Below are 19183 nucleotides of genomic sequence, written 5' to 3'. Positions count from 1 at the left end.
CGGCTCAGGGCTGAACGCGGTCGGCATCGCGGCGCAGGCGATCCGCAGCGGCGATGCCGAACTCGTCATGGCCGGGGGGGTCGAGAGCATGACCCGCGCACCCTATGTCATGGGCAAGGCGGCGGGCCCCTTCGACCGGGCCCAGCAGATCGAGGACACCACGCTCGGCTGGCGCTTCGTCAATCCGGCGATGAAGGCGGCCTACGGCGTCGACACCATGCCCCAGACGGCGGAAAACGTCGCCGACCAATGGCGGATCGGTCGCGGGGACCAGGACGCCTTCGCGCTTGCCAGCCAGCAAAAGGCGGCGGCGGCGATCGCGAGCGGTCGCATGGCCGTGGAGATCGTGCCCGTCACCATCCCCCAGCGAAAGGGGGAGCCGATCGTCGTCACGCAGGACGAACATCCCCGCGCCACCAGCCTGGAGGCGCTGGCGAAGCTGAAACCCGTTGTCCGCGCCGACGGCACGGTGACGGCGGGCAATGCCTCGGGCCTCAACGATGGCGCGGCGGCGATGCTGGTCGCCTCGGAAGCGGCGGCGGCCCGCCATGGCCTGACGCCGCGCGCGCGTATCCTGGGGCTGGCATCGGCCGGCATCGCGCCCCGGATCATGGGCGCAGGGCCGATCGAGGCCGCGCGCAAGCTGTGTCGGAATACGGGCATCGGCCTGGACCAGCTCGACGTGATCGAACTCAACGAAGCCTTTGCCGCGCAGGCGATCGCGACCTTGCGCGACCTGGCCATCGCGCCCGACGACCCTCGCGTGAACCGCAATGGCGGCGCGATCGCGCTGGGCCATCCGCTCGGCATGTCGGGCGCGCGGATCGCAATGACGGCGGTCGAGGAGCTGCATCGCTCCGGCGGCCGCTATGCCATGGCCTTCATGTGCATCGGCGTGGGGCAGGGGATCGCCCTGATGATCGAGCGAGTCTGATCGAGGCTGCAACTACTATAGGACATCGGCCCGGGGGCATCGATGGTCCCGTTTTTGAAGAACACCGAACGATAGAGGAACATAGCGTGCGTCAACATCGCGTCGCCGTCGTGCAGGCTGGAACGACCCTGTTCGACACCCCCCATACGCTGGAGCGGATGGCCGCCCATTGCGAGGCCGCCAAGCGTGACGGCGTCGAACTCGCGGTATTTCCGGAAGCCTATATCGGCGGCTATCCCAAGGGGCTGGACTTCGGCGCGCGCATCGGATCGCGCACGGCCGAGGGGCGGGAGGATTATCTGTGCTACTGGCGCGCGGCGATCGAGATCGACGGGCCGGAAGTCCGTACGATCGGCGGCTTCGCGGCCGATATGAAGGCGAATCTGGTGACCGGCGTGATCGAGCGCGACGGCGCCACGCTTTATTGCACCGCGCTGTTCTTCGGGCCCGATGGGGCACTGATCGGCAAGCATCGCAAGCTGATGCCGACCGCCAGCGAACGGCTGGTCTGGGGGCAGGGCGACGGTTCGACGATCCCGATCCTCCAGACGCCGGTCGGCCGGATCGGCTCGGCGATATGCTGGGAGAATTACATGCCGCTGTTGCGCCAGTCGATGTACGCGCGCGGCGTCGAAATCTGGTGTGCGCCGACGGTGGACGAGCGTGACATCTGGCAGGCGTCGATGCGCCACATCGCCTATGAGGGACGCATGTTCCTGCTCAGCGCGTGCCAATATATGACCCGCGCCGACGCGCCTGCGGACTATGCCGCATTCGCCGGGGAGGATGCGACGGCGGAACTGATCAAGGGCGGCAGCATCATCGTCAATCCGATGGGCGAGATCGTGGCGGGGCCGCTTCACGGCCGCGAAGGCGTGCTGGCCGCGACGATCGACCTGGATGACGTCGTGCGCGGGCGATATGATCTCGACGTGGCCGGTCACTATTCCCGGCCGGACGTGTTCGCGCTGCGTGTCGATGCGACGCCCCGGTCGGCGGTTTCCGTGGAAGCGGAGGACGGTGCTTCGCCCGCGTGAGGCGCGGCGATGCCCTCCTTCCCTCGCCCCTCGCAGAGGGGAGAGGGAAGGAGCGATCCTGAATGTCGATCGGCCTTAGTAGCCGACGGTGAAACGCCGCCGGATGTGGGCCGGAACCTCCAGTTCGTCGACGAGCGCGATCGCATAATCCTCGAACGAGATGCTGCTGCCGTTCGCGTTGGTCAGGAGCGCGTCGCCGCCGAGCCGGAACGTCCCGGTCCGCTCGCCGGGGGCGAAGACCGCCGAGGGCGACAGGAACGTCCAGTCGAGATCCGTCTCACCCCGCAGCTTGTCGAGAAAGGCCGCCCCGGCCAGCGCCTCGTCGCGATAGGCGGCGGGGAAATCGGGGCTGTCGATCAGGCGCTGGCCCGGCGCGACCTCCAGGCTGCCCGCGCCGCCGACGACCAGATAGCGGCGCACGCCGGATGCCTTCACCGCATCGATCAGCGCGTCGGGGCCGCTGGCGAGGAAATGGACCGAACTGATGACCGCGTCATGGCCGCGCAGCACGTCCGCCAGCGCCGCGCCGTCGTGCAGGTCGACAGCGACCGCGCGGACACCCGGAGCGGTGGCGATCCTGGCGGTGTCGCGTGCGATCGCGGTCACCATGTGATTGCGGCGGACGAGTTCGGCAAGGATGCGCAAACCGGCATTGCCGGATGCACCGATCAAGGCGATGTTCATGATGTTACGTCCCTTCTTGTGAAATTACGCCGCGCGGTCCAGCGCGGCCAGAGCGGTGAGCAGGCGATCGCCGCCCGCATAGATATCGTCCCCGCGAATGATGACGTGCCGACCGCCGACGATCGCGACCAGTTGCGGCACCCCGCTGATCCGCAGCGCCGCCATCGCCCGCTGCGTCTCGCCGATCCGCGCGTCGGTCCGGGCATGCAGGCCCGCGTCATGGCGCAGGCGATCGGCCAGCGCCGCGGCGTCGAGCGCGATTCCCGCCTGGTCTGCGACCGATGCGGCGATCCGCGCCACCACCATCGCATCCGACGTATCCTCTCCGCCGACATAGCGAGCGATCTGCGCCTGATGCAGGAAGCGTGGCTCCAGGCCATGCTGCCATTCGCCCAGCGCCACCAGCGCATGGGTCAGGGCGGAGGAATCGAACACGCCGCCGGGCGCCTGGAGGACGCGCTGGTGATAGGCCTCGCTGAACGGCTGGCCCGTCATGCTCGCGATGCGCTGGTCGTTGTGCCAGGCATGATCCGCGATCGACGCGGTCGGCCGGGGCGCGGCGAACAGGCCGGAGGGCATCATGGCCAGCCGGTCGCCCGCCTGCTCGGCGAGCGCGGCGAGGGCAGGCGCGCTGGCATAGCACCAGCCGCACAGCGGATCGAAGAAATAGCGGAAATGCATGTCGCCTATGCCGGTCATGGTCATCGTCCTGTGGCTGGGCAGCATAAGACTGCCCTGTCGATGACGGAGATAGGCGGTCCGATGACCTGGATAAATCGGTACAAATCGTACACACTGTAAGTCCAAACAGGACAATCATGCGATGGACGCCCCCAATCTCAATCGCCTCCGCTATTTCACCGCGACGGTGGAGACGGGATCCTTCACCCGCGCGGCGGAGCGGCTCGGCGTCGCCAAGACGGTCGTCAGCCATCAGGTCGCCCGTCTGGAGGAGGAACTGCGTGTCGCGCTGCTCAAGCGCACCACGCGCAAGCTGCACCTGACCGATGCCGGGCGGCGCTTCCACGAACGTGCGATGGCGATCCTGCGCGATGCGGACGATGCGTTCGCCGAGGCGGCGCAGGGGGTGGAGACGCCGACCGGCACGCTGACGGTGACGGCGCCCAGCGATTATGGCCGGGCGGTGGTCGCGCCCGCCATGGCGGCATTCCTCGCGCGCTTTCCGGCCGTCCGGGCCGAGGTGACGTTCGACGACGCCGTCCTCGATCTGATCGATGCCGAGGTCGATGTCGCCATCCGGCTCGGCTGGTTGCCGGACAGCGGGTTGCAGATGCGTCGGCTGGGCAGCTTTCGCCAGTTGCTGGTCTGCACGCCCGACATGGCGCGCCGCGCCGTGGACGCCCTGTCGCCGGACGCGCTTGGGGCGATGCCGTGGATCGGCAACCGGCTGCTGCGTCATCCGCTCGACTGGACTTTCTCCCGCGAGGGGGAGGAGCGTCGCTGCACCGGGTCGCCCGTGGTCATGGCGGACAAGACGCCCGCCACCCATGCCTGTGTCCTGGCCGGGTGTGGGCTGGCCGTGCTGCCGGACTTCGTGGTCGCGGCGGACCTGGCGGCGGGGCGGCTCGTCCATCTGCTTCCCCAATGGTCGCTGCCGGACGGGGGCGTCCATGCGGTCTTCCCCGAGGCGCGGTTCCGCTCGGCGCGGGTGCGGCATTTCATCGACGTGCTCGCGGACATCGAGCGCAGGCGATCAGCCTAGCCCGGTTCAGCGGCCTGCGGCGCGGAAAATGGCACGCAGCGGCGCCAGCATGTTGCGACGGTCGACACGGGCGCGTTCGGGCGTTTGCCCCAGCCGGGCCGACAGCCGCCGATGTGCCGTGGCGAGCGCGTGATAGGGGACCGACGGCAACAGATGATGCAGCGCGTGATAGCGGAGACCGACCGGCGCCCAGAGCGCGGGCAGCAGCGCGGGCGGCGGCACATTGACCGAATCCAGATATTGCGCGGTCAGGCTCATCGGCGTGCCCGCCTCATTCTCCCACAAATGCGCGACGAGCGTGCGGAACTGGTTGATGACCGCCAGGCCCGAGCCGAGGAGGAGCGCCAGCCCCGCCTGTGTCATGCCGACGGTCCCGGTGGCGACCAGCAGGATGACCGCGACGGCCCATGCGGCGGCCGCGATTTCGAGGCGGAGCCATTCGCGACGCGCCTGTCCTTGCGGCTCGGTCCGGCGAAAGGCCGGGTTGATCGCCAGCGCGGAATAGCGGGCGACGGTCGCCCGGCGCAGGCGGGCGCTGCCGATGCCGAGCGGCGCCAGCAGGCCGAAGCGGATCAACAGGCCCAGCGGGGCCAACCCCGCCGCCATGAGGAAGAGGATCAGATGCTGCGGTCGCATCGAGGCCAGCGGCAGATATTCCGGGTCGCGCGTCGTGCCATAGATGGGGCGGGCATGATGCCGGACATGGACGTCGTCATAGAGGAAGGACGGAGTCAGCAACGGAATGCCGAACAGGAGATTCCAGGCAGCCGTGAACCCCGGAAGCTGCGACCGGCGCAGATGCGCCAACTCGTGGATGAAGCTGAGTCCGCGATAAAAGGCGAGCATGGCGACCAGGCCCAGGACGATCGTCGCGCCCCCGAGCGGAAGCCGCATCACGCCCGCAAGGCTGGCATAGGCCACCATGGCGGTCAGCAGCAGGTCGGCCCAATAGATGCGCGGATCGGGTCGCATGAGGTCGCGGCCGATCGCGGCGGCGGCCGCCAGCAATTCGCGATCCTCGGGGCGCTGCGCCGTCGGGTCATCCATGAAGCGTCTTCCAGCGCGATACGAAGGCGGCCGCCCGGACGGCCACATCCGCGGCCGTGTCGCCGGGGCGGTAGAGCGCGCCGCCCAGCCCGAAGCCATCGGCACCCGCCGCGACATAACGGGCAAGGTCCTCGGGCTCGATGCCGCCCGTGGGGCAGAGCGGAACGCCGGGGCCGATCACCGTCCGGAACGCCTTCACCGCGCTCGGTGGGATCATCTCCGCCGGATAGAGTTTCAGGCCGTCGGCCCCGGCGTCCAGCGCCGCGAACGCCTCGGTGGGCGTGGCGACACCGGGCAGGGTGACGAGTCCGCGCGCACAGGCGGCGGCGATCAGCGCGGGATCGCCATGAGGCGTGACCATCAGGCGGCCACCCGCCTCGATCAGCCGGTCGAGTTGGTCGACTCTGCGGACGGTCCCCGCGCCGACGATCGCGCTTTGTCCCCATCGCCCGGCCAGACGCGCGATGCTGTCGAACGGATCGGGCGAGGTGAGCGGCACCTCGATCAACCGGAACCCCGCCTTGACCAGCTCGTCGCCGACCGCCTCGACCTCCGCCGGTGCGATCCCGCGCAGGATCGCGACCAAGGGAAGGTCCGCCATGATCTCGGAAAAAAGCGTCTTCATGCCGCCGCCTCCATGTCGGTGGTCGGCCAGGTCGTATCGCTGTTCATGTCACGCGCTCCGTCGCAGCGTTCGGGGTCAGGGGAGGAGCCAGTGGCGGATGAGGCTGGCGACGATACCGAGCGTCAGCACGCTCGCCAGCCAGATCGCGGCCATCCAGCCGAGGCGGCGCCACAGCGGCGCGGGGGGCTGGCGGACCATCAGTGATAGCCTTCGGTGACGGTCTTCCCGCGAAACACATAATAGGCCCATGCCGTGTAGGTGATGATGATCGGCAGGATGAAGACGGTGCCGACCAGCATGAAGATCTGGCTCTTCTCCGGTGCGGCGGTGTCCCAGATGGTCAGCGCGCGGGGCACGATATAGGGGAACATGCTGATCCCCAGACCGACAAAGCCCAGCGCGAACAGGATGAGCGTGACCAGGAAGGGCAATGTCTCGCGACCGCGCTTCAGGCTCCAGAAGAAGATGAAGCCGAAGACGATCGTGGCCAGCGGCACTTGCGCGGTGAACAGGACGCCGGGCATCCGGAACCAGCGGTGCCAATAGTCGATCGCCAGGAACGGCGTCGCGGCACTGACCGCCGCCATCGCGACGAGCGTCGCGATGCCGAGGCGGAACGCCATGCGCCGCGCATGGTCCTGAACGTCACCATGCGTCTTGCCGATCAGCCAGCTCGCGCCCAGCAGCGCGTAACCCGCCAGCAGCGCGACGCCGGTCAACAGGCTGAACGGCGACAACCAGTCGAACGAACCGCCCGCATAGGCCCGGCCCGCGACCCGGATGCCCTGCAACACCGCGCCCAGCATCACGCCCTGGGCCAGCGTCGCCACCACCGAACCGCCGCAAAAGGCGATGTCCCAAAAGGCCCGGTGCCGGGGGTCGCGCCAGCGAAACTCGAAGGCGACGCCGCGAAAGATCAGGCCGAGCACCATCGCGATGACGAGCGGATAGGTGGCGGGCAGGATGATCGCATAGGCCAGCGGGAAGGCCGCCATCAGGCCGCCGCCGCCCAGCACCAGCCAGGTTTCGTTCCCGTCCCAGACCGGCGCGATCGAATTCATCGCCTGATCGCGCTCTTCGCCGACCTTCAGCGTCGGAAACAGGATGCCGATGCCCAGGTCGAAGCCGTCCATGACGACATAGGCGAACACGGCGAAGGCGATGATGAACGCCCAGATGGTGGCGAGATCATAATCGTAGAACATCGCCGGTCACTCCTTGTCGAGCGCGGGGGCGGGGGTGATGCCCGCCGCGCGTTGCGGGGTGGAGGCGGGCTCGGTCTCGTGCGCCTCCGGCGGCTTGGCCATCAGGCGGAGCAGGTAATAGGTGCCCGCCCCGAAGACGACGAAATACACGACCACGAAGGTCAGCAGCGACGTCGCCACGGCGGAGGCCTTGAGCGGCGAATGCGATTGTGCCGTCAGCAGATAGCCATAGACGGTGAAGGGCTGGCGGCCGACCTCGGTCGTGATCCAGCCCGCGATCACCGCGACGAAGCCGGACGGCCCCATGGCGATCGCCAGCCGGTGCAGCGGCGTCCAGTCATAGAGCTTGCGGCGGAACCGGGCCGCCAGGCTGGCCAGCCCCAGCAACAGCATGACCATGCCCAGCCCGACCATCACGCGAAACGACCAGAACAGGATCGCCACGGGCGGCTCGCGGTCGTCGGCGACGGTGTCCAGACCGGCGAGCGGCGCGTTCGGATCGTGCTTCAGGACGAGCGACGACGCCTTGGGCACCTCTATCGCATAGTCGATATGCTTCGTGGCCGGGTTGGGAATGCCGAACAGGATCAGCGGCGCGCCGTCGGGATGGCTGTCATAATGACCCTCCATCGCCATGATCTTGGCCGGCTGATGCTCCAGCGTGTTCAGCCCGTGCGCGTCGCCCGCCAGGATCTGGGCGGGGGCGGCGATCGCGACCATCCACATCGCCATCGAGAACATCTTGCGCGCGCCCGGATTGGTCCGGTCCTTCAGCAGGTGCCACCCGCCCACCGCGCCGACGACGAGCGAGGTGGTGAGATAGGCGGCGATGACGACGTGCAGCAGGCGATAGGGGAAGCTGGGGTTGAAGATGATCGGAAGCCACGATCCGGCGGGGACGAACTGCCCCTGCGCGTTGATCGCGAACCCGGTCGGGGTGTGCATCCAGCTGTTGGTGCTGATGATCCAGGTGGCGGAAATGAAGGTGCCGAGCGCCACCATGCAGGTTGCGAAGAAATGGAGCCGCGGGCCGACCTTGGTGATGCCGAACAGCATGACGCCCAGGAACCCCGCCTCCAGGAAGAAGGCGGTCAGCACCTCATAGGCCATGAGCGGGCCGACGATGGGCCCCGCCTTTTCGGAGAAGACCGACCAGTTGGTGCCGAACTGGTAGGACATGACGATCCCGGACACCACGCCCATGCCGAAGGCCACGGCGAAGATCTTCAGCCAATAGCGATAGAGATTGGCATAGACGCCGCGCCCGGTCCGCAGCCAAAGCCCCTCCAGCACCATCAGGAAACTGGCCAGCCCGATCGAAAAGGCCGGAAATATGAAGTGGAAGGAAACCGTGAACGCGAATTGCGCACGGGCCAGTAACAGGGCTTGGTCACCCATGGCGAACTCCTTGTCTCGGGCGCGCCGTCGGGGCGCGTGACAACACGGCATGGCTTTCGCCACGCGGCAAAGAAAATGCGTCGGTGCGTTCGGTCCGGCGGACCGGATCGGATCAAATCAACTCAGATCAGCGATATCTTTCGCGTGGCGTCCGGCGCGATCATCGCACCGAGCAATCGCAAGCCCCGCTCCAGCCGGTCGTGGGACAGCATCCCGCCGATCGACACCCGCAGCGCCGAGGACACCGCCGAACGATCGACCGCAAAGGCCTCGCCGGGAATGGCCGACAGGCCATGCGGGCGGACCGTCTGCGCGATCGATCCGGCGTCGGCATCGGCGGGCAGGGGAACCCACAGATGATAGCCTTCGTCCTGCATATGATAGCTCCCCCTGGGCAGGCATTTGCGCACCATCGCCTGACGGGCCTGCGCCTCCCTTCGCACCGCCGCCACCAGGCGCGCGAAGGTTTCGCCGCCCACCCAGTCCGCGACCGTCGCGGCATTGAGGGGAGGGGCCATGATCGCGGTTTCGTGCATGTCCGCCGCCAGTCGCCAGGCCTTGGCGATGTCGGGCACATGCAGCCAGGCGACGCGCAGGCCCGGCGACAAGATTTTCGACACGCTGGCGATATGCCATGTCCGGTCGGGGGCGAAGGATGCGATCGGCGCGAGCGGCCGTTCCGGCAGCAGTCCATAGGCGTCGTCCTCGATCACCATCAGTCCGTGCCGCTCCGCTACCTCGGCGATGGCGCGGCGACGATCCAGGCCCATCGTCGCGGTCGTCGGATTGTCGTTGGTCGGCACGATATAGACGGCGCGTATCGTCCCCGCGCGGCAGGCGGCGTCCAGCGCGTCCGGGACCATCCCCTGGGCATCCACCGAAACCGGCTGGAGCAGTACGCCGTAGCGCCGCGCCAGCGCCAGGAGGCCCGGATAGGCGAACGGCGCCACCGCCACGCGATCGCCCGCCGCCAGCTCGGCCCCGAAAAACGCGTGCAGCGCCTGTTGACCACCGGCGGCGAGCAGGACCATGTCCTCCTGCGTGGCGATGCCGCGCCGCCGCAACAGCGCCGCCCCGGCTTCGCGCAGCGACGGCAGGCCGCCGGTCGGCTGATACTGGAACAGCGCGCCGCCATCCGGCCCGCCGAGCAGGGCGGCAATCGTCTGGCGAAAGGCATCGACCAGCTCTCCACCGGGGAGTTCGGGCGGCGCATTCATGCCCGGATCGATCCGCTCGACCAAAGGAGGCCGCGCCATGTCGGGTGCGGCGGATCGGACGGGCTGTTCGCGCACGAAGCTGCCCCGGCGGCCATCCCCCTCGATCAGCCCGAGCCGCTGCGCTTCGCCATAGGCCCGCGTCACCGTCGTCAGGTCGACCCCCAGCGTCTCGGCCAGCGCGCGTTGCGGCGGCAGGCGGTCCCCCGGTCCCAGCATTCCGGCCTCGATGTCGCGGGCCAGCGCGTCCGCAATCGCCAGATATTTGGGTCCGGATGACGAATCGATATCGGGTGTCCAGCTTTGCATGGGGATTTCCTTATTCTTCGATCCATGCAATGTCCATGCATAATTCATCGGCTGGACATTTTGTCCTGTCAGTCGCGGTGCAGCTCGAACGCTTCACGACCCGCCAGCGCGGCGCGAGCCATGGCGCCCCCATCATGCACGGCCAGCGGCTCGCTATGCGGGTGCGCTTCCCACAGGGTTTCGTCGGCATAGCATCGCAGGGCGCGTTCCAGCCGCTGGACCTTTGCGGCCATGCCGCAGAGCGCAAGAAGCCCGACGCGGACTTCCGGGAAATCGTCTCCGCCGCCCGCCCGGATGATCCGGGCATCCTCGTGGCGACCAAGGCTTTCCAGCAGTTGCGCCGCCGCGCGACGGGCGTCCTCCCGCAATTCGCCGGTCACCCGGTCAGTCGCCGAAGCGGTTGTCATCCCGTCCATCCATCCGGTTCCAAAGCGCTTCGGTGCCTGCTTCCACCGACCGGTTCACATATTGCGATGCGACCAGCCACCCCTTGATCGGACGCAGCGGCAGGAGGCAGCCGAGCAGCATCAGCGGCATGGAGGTTAGCAGATGGACCCACCAGGGCGGGCTATAGGCGACCTGTATCCACACCACGACGAAGGTCAGCGGGAACGCGACGATGCACAGCGAGAAGAAGGCCGGCCCGTCATCGGGGGCGGCAAAGCGATAGTTCAGGCTGCAGCATTCGCATTGGGGCGCGAGCTTCAACCAGGACGCGAACATCCGGCCCTTGCCGCATCGGGGGCAGAGCCCCTTCCAGCCACTCTTCAAAATCCGGCGAAAGCCGTCGGAAAGGATATTTGCAGGCATAGCAGCACCATCGCATGGTCGTTTATCCATGCATAATGCATTATGTATGGTTTGTCGAATCTTATGTATGGCTGGGCGAATTTCCCAAGGGAGCGAACTGGACCTGCATCCACTTGGCGACCGCCCCTTGAGATTATCGGGGCGCCATCGCCAAGTGGGTGCAAATCATGGGCCCTGGCCCTAACGCGCGGGCACGCCGACGATAATGGGTGCGGGGGTGCTCAGCGGCGGCGGTTCGCCTCCTCCTACAAAGCGGAACAATTCTGCCATCTTCTGCAATACCCGGAGGCCGCTGACCTGTTTCTGCGTATAATTCGAAAGCTGGTTCTGCTTCGCTTGAAATAACGCCTGCTGGCTATCGAGCAGATCGAACACGGAACGCTGACCGGATCGAAACTGTTCGCGGTAGAGCGTTACCACCTTTTGAGCAGCATCGATCTGCGATTCGATCGTGGCCATTTTCTCATTGGCTGCCTTGAGCGACTGGAAATCGACTCTCAGATCCTGTTCGACGTCGCGCCGAACTTTCAGCAACTGGTAATCCGCCTCGCGCAGCCTTGCTTCGATCCTGCGTTTCAGCGCCATGTCCGCGCCGCCGTTGAGCAGATTGTAGCTGATCGTGACGACGGCGCGAGCATCGTCGGCGCGTCCCGTGCGACCCAGCACCTCGTAGCGATGGTTGCCCTGGAGATCGAGGCCGATGCGCGGGAAGAAATTGCCTTTTTGACTGGCAAGCTGACGCTCGATCGAGCGGCGATCCTGACTCGCCTGCGCCAGATCGGGGTTTCGCTGTTCGATCACATCGACGGCGGAATCGGGGTTGGGCGGCAGGGCCGAGTCGACGGGTGGCAGATCGGTCGCCCGGTCGGGAAGGCGCCCTGTCAAACGGCGATAGGCTTCGCGCTGCTGTTGAAGCTGACTCTGCGCGTCGAGCAGCAACTGTTGAAGATTGTCCTGTCGGACCTGTGCGCGGCTGACATCCGCGCTGGTCGTGAGCCCCAGATCCTTCTGCACCGCGATCATCTTGGACATTTTCGCTTGCGTCTCGATCTCCTCGCCGATCAGGTCGACAAGCTTCTGCTTTTCCAGAACGCCGAGATAGGCGGATGATATTTCGAACGATATCTGTTCGATCTTCTTGCGCGTGCCCCATCGCGCACTGGCATAAGCGGCGTTGGCGCGCTTGATGTCATTGATCGTGACACCGAAGTCCCATAGGTTCTGATGAATATTCAGCACGCCCTCGCGTCGCTGGAGCAGCGAGTCGCTGGCCGCATTCGGTTGGACATATTCGGGGCCGCTGGCCAACGTCATGTCGACCCGGGGAAGATATGCCGCGCGTGCTTCGTTCACGCCATATTTTGCGTCGTCCTGCTGCGCGAGGGCGATCTGGATATCCGGGTTCTGCTTGAGCGACGCGACGATGGCGTCACGAAGCGACTCCTTCGCTACGGCACTCGGCTGAGCATCAGGCTGAACGGTGGTCGTGGGGGCGGCGGCGGCGCCGCGCCTCCCGCCCTGCTTGGTCGGAGAGCGTGTCTCCGCGCCACTGGCCTGTGCGGCTATCGCAATTGCAACCCCAAGGACAAGCCCGTTCCCGGCATACCACGACGGCTTGGATTTATTCGTCATTGTCGCATTCCCCCCGGAAAGAAAGATTGGTGGATCATCGTTATTCGCGGAAAGCCCCATCCCGCACACGGATCAGAGGCCCCAAAATGTAGCTGAGCACCGTCTGATGACCGGACCGGATGTCTACTTCTGCGGTCATGCCTGGCAGCACGGGCTTTGTTTTGTCGAACCGGCGTGTATCGGCGCGCAGTCGTACCCGATAATAAAGCTCACCCTTGGGATCTTGCAGGGCGTCCGCTGAAATATCCTCGACCTTGGCATCGAGTCCGCCGAAGATGGTGGAATCATACGCGCTGATCTTCACGACCGCCGGTAGGCCAATCCAGATGTTGCCGCGGTCGCGCGGCGAAACGCGCGCTTCGATCATGACGGCATCGTCGACGGGCACGATCTCGACCAGAGGCTCGCCCGGCTTGGCGATGCCGCCCAGGGTCTGGACAAGCAGCTTGTTGACATAGCCGTCGGTCGGGGCGCGAACCTCCTCGCGAAAATTGCGATCCTGAAAGGCGTTGAGCGCGTGCCCGGCCTTGGTCATTTCCAGCCTCAGGGTCGCGGCTTTCTCGCGGGTGTCGGACAGATATTTCGTCCAGGCTTCGCCGCGCTTCGCCGTCGCCTCCGCAAGCCCGGCCTGGGATTTGGGAATTGACGTGATCGTATCGGAGATACGGGTGCGGACCTGCTGCAGTTCGCCCTGTTTCTCGAGCACGGCATTTTCCGACACCGCTTCGGATGCCAGGGCACGCCGCAGCCGCTCCAGTTGCGTTTCGACCGTGCCCTCTTCTTTGCGGAGGCTGGCCAGTCGCGCCGTGGAACTCGCGATGTCGGCACGGAAACCCTGGATTTGATGGTCGTATACGCTGACTTGCTGCTGAATATCGGCGCGCTGGGACGCAAAGAATGCCTCTTCCGACCGAGCGATATCAGGAGCCAATCGTGCCAGTTCGGGCGGCGCAGTAAAATGATCTGCGCCGGATGCTTCGGCTTCAAGGCGAAGGATGCTGATATGTTTCGCCGCAACGTCGGTCTGGGCGTTGTCGAGTTCGGCGTTCGATTGCTGGTTGGATAGGCGCAGAAGGATATCGCCCTTGCGGACGCGTTGTCCTTCGCGAACCAGAATCTGCTTCACGATCCCGCCTTCCAAATGCTGGACCACCTGGTTTTGGATCGAGGGCAGGACGCGACCGGTGCCGCGCGTGACCTTGTCGATCTGGAACAGCGCCGCCCATAGCAGGAGGCTCGCAAGAGCAACGGCCAGCACTTTCAAGATGTTGAAAGACTTGGAAGTTTCAATTCTTGCACTCCAAGGTTGAAGTCCGTCTATCCTTGTAAAATTTAGGTTTTCCTGCGTTAACCCGCCATCGGCATGGAATATCCTGCTGATAGAGCATGATAAATCAGTAAGAAATCGAGTCATGCGTATTAGCATTGTTCCAATATGCCCTTGCGGTACCCTGTTTGTCTGTGATTTACGCTTAATATATAAAAAGAGTGTAGATGTGGAGATGCAATGAGGGAATCGTGCTTGTTATGAGGAAGCGAAAGTCATACTTTCAAATGTTTATCGCGACTGTGATGCGGAGTCGCGCGAGCTTCCGTGGCACGAAACTTAACGGCGTTGTTGGGCTTGGGCTGGTCGATGCAATTGTAAAAATTGCCGAAAATTCGGGTATTACTGTCGGCTCTGTCGATTTGAGCGCGTCACTGCCGATGAGCGGTGGTGATCTCGATGCCCGGTTCGCACCGTTCGCATGCGCGCGCGTGGATATGGATGCCAGATGGGAACGGCGCAACGTGCGGAAGCTGACCGAGGCGCATCTGCCTGCGGTGCTTTGCCTGATCGATGGGGGCTATCTGGTCGCCAGGGCGAAATCCAGCGCCGGAGAATTGACGATAATCGACGGTACGGGCGAACGGCTTGTCCCGATCGATGAGGTTGCCGCAGCGACCACCGATCAGATGCTGGTCGTGGGCCATGTCGATTCCGTCAACGGTAGTTTGGCCTGCGACCAGCGTGAACGCATACGGGCCAATCCCCGCACTTGGCTGTTCTCATGTTTTCTTTCGGAACGGCGAAATTTCGCACAATTGTTGCTGGCCGCGTTGCTGCTCAACATGTGCGCTTTCGCCATCCCATTGTATATGCGGGCCATTTACGATCGGGTGGTACCGAACCTGGCCGTCGATACCTTGTGGGCGCTCTCTTTCGGCGCTCTGCTCATCCTGGTCTTCGAATGCCTGTTCAAGCAGACGCGGTCGGTTTTCATCGACGCGATCGGTCTGCGCGTCGGTCAGGGCATACAGCATCGCGCCATGGCCTCGGTGTTGCACGCGCGGATCGACAAGTCGAACTGGACCGTCGGAAGCCTGATGACGGCGCTTCGCGATATTGAATCGATGGCGATGCTTGCACCGCACGCGGCGGCCACCTTCTGCGTGGAAATTCCCTTTTTCTTCGCCTTCCTTGCCCTGATTGCCATGATCGGCGGCTGGGTGGCGGTGGTGCCGCTATTCGGCGCTCTTGCGATGTCCCTGATCGGACTGGCTTCGGCCTATGGACTGAAGTTCGGCAGCCATCGGTCCAGCAAATTGGTGCAGGCGCGCAGCAACCTGGTCGCGGACGTCGTCGGCAGCCTGCATACGATCAAGAGCAATCAGGCCGAAGGGCGCTTTCTGCGCCGATGGGATATCCTCTCGGACCATGTCGGCATGAATGGCAAGGCCACCCGACATTGGCAGGAGATTCCGGCGGTCGCCTCGGCCTTCATCGTCCAGGCGGTGACGATCGGGATCGTCGTCATCAGTATCTATCAAATCCGCGCCGGGGTGATGACGGCTGGTGCGCTGATCGCCTGCAACATGTTGGCGGGTCGCGCCATGGGCCTCGTCTCGTCGGCGATCGGAATCATCGGCAAGGGCTATCAGAGTCTGACGCAATTCGGGGCGCTGGCCAAGCTCCTGGCGCTCGAGCCGGAGGTCGAAACATCGGACATGGCAGTCAAAGCCCGTCCCTTTGTCGGGCAATTGGCCTTCGAGAATGCAGGCTATTCCTATCCCGATACAAGCGCACCGGTTCTGCATGACATAAACCTGGAGATTAGGCCTGGCGAGAAGATCGGGATCATCGGGCTGGCCGGCTCCGGCAAATCCACGCTGCTCAAACTGCTAGGGGGCCTGGTCGCGCCCACTTCAGGCGCGTTCCTGATCGATGGTCATGCCGTAGAGCAATATGCGGCCTCTCTCCTGCGGGAAAACATCGCTTTCGCAACGCAGGATGCAACGCTTTTCGACGATACGATCTATGAGAATATCGTGCTGGGGCGTGCGGCTCCCGATCCGGCATTGCTGGAGCGGGCCCTGAAGACTTCGGGCGTCCATCAGTTCGTCACCCAGTCGAAGGAAGGTCTGAGCCGCACGGTCGGGGGCGGGGGCTGCCGGCTTTCCGGTGGTCAGCGCCAGGCGGTGGTGCTGGCGCGTGCCTTCATGCGCGACCCTCGCATCCTGTTGCTGGACGAACCCACCGCATCGATGGACATCGATGGGGAACAGGCCGTGATCCGCGGACTGCGGGAATTCAGCACCGACCGGACATTGGTCATCGCCACCCATCGGTTCGCCGTGCTCGACCTCGTGGACCGGGTACTTTGGATGGAGAATGGACGCATCCTGGCCGATCAACCCAGGGACCAGCTTCTGGCGCACCTGCGCCAGCGTCAGACGGCACGCGCCGCGTGAAGGGCGCCATTCACGGGCAAGCAACCGGACAATCAGGGAAAGGGGTAACGTGGCAGGGGCATCTGAAGACGGCGAAGTCAATCACTGGCCGGCATTCGTGGACGTACTGACCGCGGTGATCATGGTCGTGACCTTTCTGCTGGTCATCATGAGTGCGGCGGTCATGGAACTGTCCAAGCGGACGGTTCAGGTCATGCAGCAGAAGATCAATGAGATGCAGCAGAGCAACGGGCAGCGGGCGGTGGCAGGGGAAACGGCACCGACGGCGAGCAGCCCTGCGAATAAGGCGGCCAGCCGGGGTGTCGAGGGCATGCGGCCTGTCCAATCCCCGTCCGATGCAGCGTCGGGCAGTTCCATCGCGCAACTCGGCTCTCCACTGATGTCCGAAACCGCGACGAACGGAAAGGACCAGTTGTCCATCCTGACCCGGGATACGCCCGATACGATGCGCATCGCTGCCAAGTCGACGGAGCGGCCCAGCGAGACAAAGGGCATGCGCATCACCACCGCCTCGACGCTCTTGCGGGTCGACTTCGATCCGAACGCTGTTCGATACACCGATGAGGACGCGGCAAAGGTGCAGTCTTTCCTGAAAGGCGCGGCACAGCCAGGCCGGAAATATGGGATCTGGTCCTTGGTCAGCAGTACCGGGGCGATCTCCGAGCCGATGCGGATCGCATATTATCGGGCGGCGGCCACCCGCAACCTGCTGATCCAGGCCGGTATCAAGCCCGACGATATCGTCACGGAAACCCGCGTGGTGGACCCCAAGTCCGATGACGCGAACTCCGTCCGCATCGTCGTCAAGAATTGAGGGGCATGGCCATGAAACGCCAGATACGCGACGAACTCATCAAGATGTCGGCGGTCATGACGATCATGATCGGCGTCGGCGTCTATGCGCACGACTTCGTCATCGCGGGCATCAAGGCCAAGATGGCGCTGAACCTGTCGATATTTGCGCTGTTTTCCGTCGCTGCGATCATCGCCTTCCGCAACGTCCTGGCGCTGAGCAACGAAGTGCAGGCCCTGCGCGCGCTGCAACAGAGCAGCGCGATCCTGGAGGCGGACGACAGCGTCTACGAAACGCCCGCGAGCATCTTCCACGAGCCGCACCTGCTGGGACAGGGCTATCGCCTGATCGCGGAACAGCTCGCCAAGGACGGGGTCGTCAATCTGCCGTCCAAGGTGGCGGAATCGCTCGTCCACAGCGTCGACCAGCGCATCAACGAACAGAAGTCGGTCATTCTCTACTTCTCGGGCCTGATGGTCTTCATGGGCCTGATCGGGGCGTTCATGGGCCTGATGCATACTGTCGGGTCGGTGGGCGACCTGATCGGGGGTATGGATGTCTCCGGCACGGCGGGCGGCGACAGCTTCGGCAAGATGATCGAAGGCATGAAGGCCCCGCTGCGCGGTATGTCGGTGGGTTTCAGTTCTTCGCTCTTCGGCCTGTCCACATCGATGGTGCTTGGTGCGCTCGAGCGTTGCATGACCAAGGCGGCCAAGTCGCTGAGGGACGATTATGAGCATTGGCTGTCGAGCGTCACGACCCTCGAAGGTGCCACGGAAGTGGAGTCGCGAGGCGTAGTCGGGGCCGGGGCTCCTTCATTGGTGCGCGCGATGGACGTGGCGGCGCGTCAATTGTCGACCTTGCACCAGGCGGTGGAGCAGGGGCAGCGGAATGACCTCGGGATACAGGTGACATTGTCCCGTCTGCACGACGCCATGGCCGACCTGTCGAACATGGTGGCACGCGTTACCGACCCCACACCGCTGCTTCAGCCGATCGCCGATGTCGTGGCCGATCTGGGGCGGCACCAGGTTCGATTGGCGGCCGATATGGAATTGCTCTTCGCTGAGGTTCGGTTCGACCGCGCCCATTTGCATGACGTGATGACGTCGCTGCGCGAAATGGCCTGGCAGCAGCGTCATGCCGAGAATGAGCGCGAGGATCGTATCGTCCGAACGCTCGACCAAATTCTCGCATGCGGGGAAGCTTTGCTCGATCGGGAACCCGTAACCCTGCAATGGCCGGTCATGAAGGACGATGCATCCACGCGCTTCGATGCGCGAATGCTGCATCATCGTCTTCTGGCGGCTTTTGGCAGGCGGCGGGACGAAATCCGGACGAAGCGTGACTATCGCCGGTTCGCCATTGAGATCCGGGAGACGATGGAACGGCAATATCGTCTCCAAGAGGAATTGCAGCGGGAAGTCGCCCGGTTTCGGAATGCCGTCTCGGCCGACCGCGTCAAGGCAGCCACGCTTCTCGATGCGCTGGCGCAGGAGAGCGAACGTCTTTCCGCGCTGGCCGGGATGATCGAAGCCAGCGGAATGGCGGCGACCGTGCGGGGCGAGCTTGAGCATGCCCGTGCGCATATGAATGTTCTGACCGCACGTGCGGAGCGTCTGCGTGACGATATCACCGAGACGCGTATCAACGACAATCTGGGGAAAAATTGATGGGCATGTCTCGCGCCAAGGCGGTCGTCTGGAAAGTCTTCCATCGGGATTATGCCGCCGCCCGATCTCAGCGTCGGCTCGAATGTCGGCTGGATGCCAGCCTGACACTGATCGAGAGCGGTATCGTTCTAAAAGGAAAGATACTGGATATCGCCAGCAAGGGGGCGTTGTTTCGTCCGCCGCAAGTCTATCTCCTCAATCGCGCGGGAGGCTTTGTGCGATTGTCGGTAGGAGAAAGTGTCGTGGAAGGTGTGATCGTCAACACCACGCCGCGCGGCTATGGCGTTCATTTTAGAGAGATGTTGTCACTCGACGCGATCATATCCTGATCCGAGTCGAAGGCGGCGTCTTCTCCAAAAGCCTATTG

19 protein-coding genes are annotated in these 19183 nt (G+C 64.5%); 7 read left to right on the top strand and 12 right to left on the bottom strand.

From position 1 onward, the window contains the following. Both QE360_RS18620 and QE360_RS18615 read left to right on the top strand, forming a co-directional pair. A partial coding sequence (locus tag QE360_RS18620) for an acetyl-CoA C-acyltransferase (protein WP_309703984.1) occupies positions 1–934 on the top strand: 934 nt, incomplete at its 5' end. Positions 935–1020: 86 nt separating this feature from the next. Further along, complete coding sequence (locus tag QE360_RS18615) at positions 1021–1971, top strand: carbon-nitrogen hydrolase family protein (protein ID WP_309703982.1); 951 nt, start codon at positions 1021–1023, stop codon at positions 1969–1971. Positions 1972–2046: 75 nt separating this feature from the next. On the opposite strand, the gene QE360_RS18610 is transcribed toward QE360_RS18615, so the two are convergent. Together QE360_RS18610 and QE360_RS18605 are read right to left on the bottom strand one after the other, a co-directional pair. Next, on the bottom strand, positions 2047–2655 hold the full coding sequence (locus QE360_RS18610; protein ID WP_309703980.1) for an NAD(P)-dependent oxidoreductase: 609 nt from the start codon (positions 2653–2655) through the stop codon (positions 2047–2049). Positions 2656–2679: 24 nt separating this feature from the next. Then, on the bottom strand, positions 2680–3354 hold the full coding sequence (locus QE360_RS18605; RefSeq protein ID WP_309703978.1) for a DsbA family protein: 675 nt from the start codon (positions 3352–3354) through the stop codon (positions 2680–2682). Between the two features lie 124 nt (positions 3355–3478). Here QE360_RS18605 and QE360_RS18600 point away from each other — a divergent pair, with 124 nt between their 5' ends. Beyond that, the gene (locus QE360_RS18600) at positions 3479–4378 is read left to right on the top strand and encodes a LysR family transcriptional regulator (protein ID WP_309694141.1); all 900 of its coding nucleotides are present in this window, start codon (positions 3479–3481) and stop codon (positions 4376–4378) included. Between the two features lie 6 nt (positions 4379–4384). Here QE360_RS18600 and QE360_RS18595 read toward each other — a convergent pair whose 3' ends face one another. From QE360_RS18595 to QE360_RS18550, 10 genes are all read right to left on the bottom strand, one after another. Next, entirely contained in the window at positions 4385–5425 is a 1041-nt protein-coding gene (locus QE360_RS18595) for a fatty acid desaturase (RefSeq protein ID WP_309703976.1), read from the bottom strand. Then, positions 5418–6050 (bottom strand): 2-dehydro-3-deoxy-6-phosphogalactonate aldolase, encoded by a 633-nt coding sequence (locus tag QE360_RS18590; protein WP_309703974.1) that lies wholly within the window; start codon positions 6048–6050, stop codon positions 5418–5420. The genes QE360_RS18595 and QE360_RS18590 overlap by 8 nt, the downstream gene beginning before the upstream one ends. A gap of 75 nt (positions 6051–6125) precedes the next feature. Continuing rightward, positions 6126–6248 carry a DUF2474 domain-containing protein gene (locus tag QE360_RS18585; RefSeq protein ID WP_309703972.1) on the bottom strand — a complete coding sequence of 41 codons (123 nt, stop codon included), beginning with the start codon at positions 6246–6248 and terminating at the stop codon, positions 6126–6128. Then, complete coding sequence (cydB, locus tag QE360_RS18580; RefSeq protein ID WP_309703970.1) at positions 6248–7255, bottom strand: cytochrome d ubiquinol oxidase subunit II; 1008 nt, start codon at positions 7253–7255, stop codon at positions 6248–6250. The genes QE360_RS18585 and cydB overlap by 1 nt, the downstream gene beginning before the upstream one ends. A gap of 6 nt (positions 7256–7261) precedes the next feature. Beyond that, a complete protein-coding gene (locus QE360_RS18575) occupies positions 7262–8653 on the bottom strand; it encodes a cytochrome ubiquinol oxidase subunit I (RefSeq protein WP_309703969.1) in 1392 nt (463 codons plus the stop codon). 122 nt (positions 8654–8775) lie between these two features. Next, a complete protein-coding gene (locus QE360_RS18570) occupies positions 8776–10176 on the bottom strand; it encodes a PLP-dependent aminotransferase family protein (RefSeq protein ID WP_309703966.1) in 1401 nt (466 codons plus the stop codon). Between the two features lie 68 nt (positions 10177–10244). Next, the gene (locus tag QE360_RS18565; RefSeq protein WP_309703964.1) at positions 10245–10583 is read right to left on the bottom strand and encodes a hypothetical protein; all 339 of its coding nucleotides are present in this window, start codon (positions 10581–10583) and stop codon (positions 10245–10247) included. Then, positions 10561–10986, bottom strand: coding sequence for a DUF983 domain-containing protein (locus tag QE360_RS18560; protein ID WP_309703961.1), 426 nt, complete (start codon positions 10984–10986; stop codon positions 10561–10563). The genes QE360_RS18565 and QE360_RS18560 overlap by 23 nt, the downstream gene beginning before the upstream one ends. A 180-nt stretch (positions 10987–11166) precedes the next feature. Continuing rightward, on the bottom strand, positions 11167–12618 hold the full coding sequence (locus QE360_RS18555; protein WP_309703959.1) for a TolC family protein: 1452 nt from the start codon (positions 12616–12618) through the stop codon (positions 11167–11169). 40 nt (positions 12619–12658) lie between these two features. Beyond that, entirely contained in the window at positions 12659–13876 is a 1218-nt protein-coding gene (locus tag QE360_RS18550) for an HlyD family type I secretion periplasmic adaptor subunit (protein WP_309704246.1), read from the bottom strand. A 296-nt stretch (positions 13877–14172) separates the two neighbouring features. On the opposite strand from QE360_RS18550, the gene QE360_RS18545 reads away from it, so the two are divergent. The 4 genes from QE360_RS18545 to QE360_RS18530 are packed head-to-tail and all read left to right on the top strand — an operon-like array spanning position 14173 to position 19145. Next, positions 14173–16350 carry an ATP-binding cassette domain-containing protein gene (locus QE360_RS18545; RefSeq protein ID WP_309703957.1) on the top strand — a complete coding sequence of 726 codons (2178 nt, stop codon included), beginning with the start codon at positions 14173–14175 and terminating at the stop codon, positions 16348–16350. A gap of 49 nt (positions 16351–16399) precedes the next feature. Beyond that, positions 16400–17164 (top strand): hypothetical protein, encoded by a 765-nt coding sequence (locus QE360_RS18540; protein ID WP_309703955.1) that lies wholly within the window; start codon positions 16400–16402, stop codon positions 17162–17164. A gap of 56 nt (positions 17165–17220) precedes the next feature. Beyond that, the gene (locus tag QE360_RS18535; RefSeq protein ID WP_309703953.1) at positions 17221–18816 is read left to right on the top strand and encodes a hypothetical protein; all 1596 of its coding nucleotides are present in this window, start codon (positions 17221–17223) and stop codon (positions 18814–18816) included. 5 nt (positions 18817–18821) lie between these two features. Beyond that, positions 18822–19145, top strand: a complete 324-nt coding sequence (locus QE360_RS18530) for a PilZ domain-containing protein (RefSeq protein ID WP_309694170.1) — start codon at positions 18822–18824, stop codon at positions 19143–19145. The last annotated feature ends 38 nt before the right edge of the window (positions 19146–19183 follow it).

Origin of the sequence: Sphingomonas sp. SORGH_AS_0789 (assembly GCF_031453055.1) — a bacterium.
Classification (GTDB): domain Bacteria; phylum Pseudomonadota; class Alphaproteobacteria; order Sphingomonadales; family Sphingomonadaceae; genus Sphingomonas.
This window is presented reverse-complemented; position numbering and strand designations above follow the sequence as displayed.